This window comes from Spirochaeta lutea (assembly GCF_000758165.1).
In the GTDB taxonomy this organism is placed as follows: Bacteria; Spirochaetota; Spirochaetia; order DSM-27196; family Salinispiraceae; genus Spirochaeta_D; species Spirochaeta_D lutea.
In genome coordinates this window covers 1-2,648 of the sequence record NZ_JNUP01000028.1, presented here as the reverse complement: position 1 = coordinate 2,648, position 2,648 = coordinate 1, and the positions used below count along the sequence as shown (strand labels likewise).

Annotated in this window: 5 protein-coding genes; all 5 read left to right on the top strand. The window is 34.7% G+C overall.

The window, feature by feature from the left end; all coding sequences use genetic code 11:
* Positions 1 to 336 (top strand): DUF6364 family protein (locus DC28_RS03535; RefSeq protein ID WP_238565758.1); only part of this gene is annotated, 336 nt, incomplete at its 5' end.
* Entirely contained in the window at positions 326 to 751 is a 426-nt protein-coding gene (locus DC28_RS03530; RefSeq protein WP_052078400.1) for a PIN domain-containing protein, read from the top strand. The genes DC28_RS03535 and DC28_RS03530, both read left to right, overlap by 11 nt.
* A gap of 24 nt (positions 752 to 775) precedes the next feature.
* A complete protein-coding gene (locus tag DC28_RS15170; RefSeq protein ID WP_342585328.1) occupies positions 776 to 1,945 on the top strand; it encodes a GNAT family N-acetyltransferase in 1,170 nt (389 codons plus the stop codon).
* Between the two features lie 233 nt (positions 1,946 to 2,178).
* Positions 2,179 to 2,520 carry a nucleotidyltransferase domain-containing protein gene (locus DC28_RS03520; protein ID WP_037546018.1) on the top strand — a complete coding sequence of 114 codons (342 nt, stop codon included), beginning with the start codon at positions 2,179 to 2,181 and terminating at the stop codon, positions 2,518 to 2,520.
* On the top strand, positions 2,504 to 2,648 hold a 145-nt coding region (locus DC28_RS16910), incomplete at its 3' end, for a HEPN domain-containing protein (protein ID WP_156104560.1). The genes DC28_RS03520 and DC28_RS16910, both read left to right, overlap by 17 nt.

Sequence of the window (2,648 nt, the reverse complement as noted above, 5' to 3'; positions counted from 1 at the left end):
TGTTATCTTGATTTATTATTTTTACCGTTGACAAAAACAGAAAGTGACGTACATTATATATATAGACGTCAGGAGTGTGTTATGTCCACCAAACTTACCTTGCGATTAGATGAAGATATTATTGAAAAAGCAAAAATTTATGCTTCAAAAAATAATACCTCACTAAGTTCACTCACTGAACAACTTTACAAAACACTTATTTATAAAAATGAAGAACCAAACATTTCTGATCTAAATGCTCATATTACGTCCAAATACAAAGGAATCATTCATACAACAATCAATGATGACCAAATAAAACAGAAGTATCTTATGGAAAAGCATCTTGTTGATTAAAACATATATCGACTGCAACATTATCATCGACTGGGTAATGGATAGAGAACCATTCTCTTATTACTCAGCTCGTATCATTGAATTAGTAGAAAACCAAAAAATTATTGGAATTGTGTCTCCCCTCACGCTAGCAAATTCTTATTACATTCTAAACAAAACCTTAAATAAAAAAATAGCTGATGAGTTCATCAGTGATTGCTTACAACTGTTTAAAGTTGTTCCGGTCAATGTCCATCACCTACAACAAGCTATCCAAAACAAATATAAAGACTTCGAAGACGATATTCATGCCGCTGTCGCTATTGAAAATAATGTGGATTTCTTAATAACAAGAAATACAAAAGATTTTCATTCAACCAATTTTAAGGTGATTGATGCAGAGGGTTTTATCAATGAATTCAAAAATACAAGATAACAAACGCTTCAACTTGACGCAGCGGTGTCACGGTTTTTGCGGAAAAATGGAAATAGGCTGCGCCTGCACATTCGTGCAATTTATAATTGCAAAAACCGCGCCACTTTTTCGCTGCGCAAGTTAAGCGTGCGTTATGTTGACAAAAAGAAGAGCGCTTTGAAAGAACCCTGGGATTTATACACAAAGAATCGAGAAAGAACCGGCGAAATATGTTTCCGGGGAGAACCTCTCCCAAAGGAAAGATTTCATCTTGGGGTTATGGCAATAATTATAAATGATCAAAATGAAATGCTTCTTACAAAAAGGCATCCCCAAAAAAAGCTGGGAAATTTATGGGAGTGCACAGCAGGTTCAGTTCTTTCCGGTGAAACTAGTTCACAAGGAATGCAAAGGGAAATAAAGGAAGAAATTGGTCTCGAGGTTGACTGTGAGGATGGAGCTTTCGTTTATTCCTTTCTCGAAGAAGATTGCATCTGGGATATTTGGCGCTTCAAAATTTCTTCAAAGACTACAGACTTGATTCTTCAAGATTCAGAAGTCATTGATGCTCAGTTTTTCTGCTGGGAAGAAATTAACCGTTTGATTAATCGAAATGAAACAGTGCCAACCTTAAAAGTGCTCATAGATTTAAACGAGACAAATCGACTATTCCCTCCGAATTTCGAAAATTTGAAAGAGAACTTACACCAGCTCCCCCTTTATTCAGCCAACTTATTTATCGATGCAATTCAGGAAAATGAAATAGCTGTTTGGCATCAGAAGATGTTAGATCCCCAAAACCGTGCAGAATACTCTAATAATTCTGTGCCGGAACTCAGTATTCTTGAAAAGATTCATTCAGATTGTATGTTCCTAAATGATTCGAAAGGTTCTCATTATTTTATTTATTGTTATCCAAGACAATTATTAGGAGTCTTAACTGCCACTAAAATTGCTGAAGCTGAATATGAAATTGGATTTCGGATTTTTTCGCAATTAGATCGAAGCAAAGGATACATGTCAGAAATTCTTCCTACATTCATTGAATTTCTTTATAAATCAAGAAGCCCGCAGAAATTGATTGCACGTTCTGACAAGCGAAATAAATCCGCAGAACGACTATTATTAAAAAGTGGATTTAAAATCTCTGGTGAAAATTTATTGAATATTAATGGAAACAGTACAGAGGTAAATGAATTCACGAGGCAGTTTTGATAACTAATATAAAAGTAAATTGCAACATAACAAGCGCTTCGAGACGGACACGCCTATTGTCATGAAAAATGCTTGTCGCTTCGCTCGGCATTTTTCACGCCAATATACGGCGTGCCGCTCAAGCGGTTGTTATGTTTACTAAATTTTTGATCACAGGGAAACCAATACTATATTAGCTACAAAAAAGTATAGTATCACTATTGAAAGACCGAAGAACCAGCTATAATAAAGATATGGACGGACTCAGAGAAGTAATACCGAAGATTATCTCAACTCTTGAACCATTAAACCCCTATAAAATTATTCTATTTGGATCGCTGACAAAAAAAAACCGTAACCAAGGGAACGACATTGATATTGCTGTAATACTCGACTCCAATAGTTTACCATCCTCATTTGAAGAACGAATGGAAAATGCAATTTTAGTTGAAGAATATCTATTTGATCTAAGTCTGATATACCCAATCGACATAACCGTTTATACAAAAAAAGAATATGAGAAATTAAAAGAACAAAAAAAATCATTTATAGCCGAATTAAATTTAGGTGAGACAATTTATGACCGCGCAAGCTAATAACTGGCTGGAATTTGCTCGATTGGATTTAGAAACAATTGAAGAAATTATTAATAATCCACGATTAACTTCCATGGTTGCATTTCATGCACAACAATGCGTAGAAAAATCATTAAAAGCAATTATTG

Bases quoted from the DNA above. Each gene is read 5' to 3' on its own strand.
- DC28_RS03520 (WP_037546018.1), top strand. From the start codon at position 2,179: ATGGACGGACTCAGAGAAGTAATACCGAAGATTATCTCAACTCTTGAA.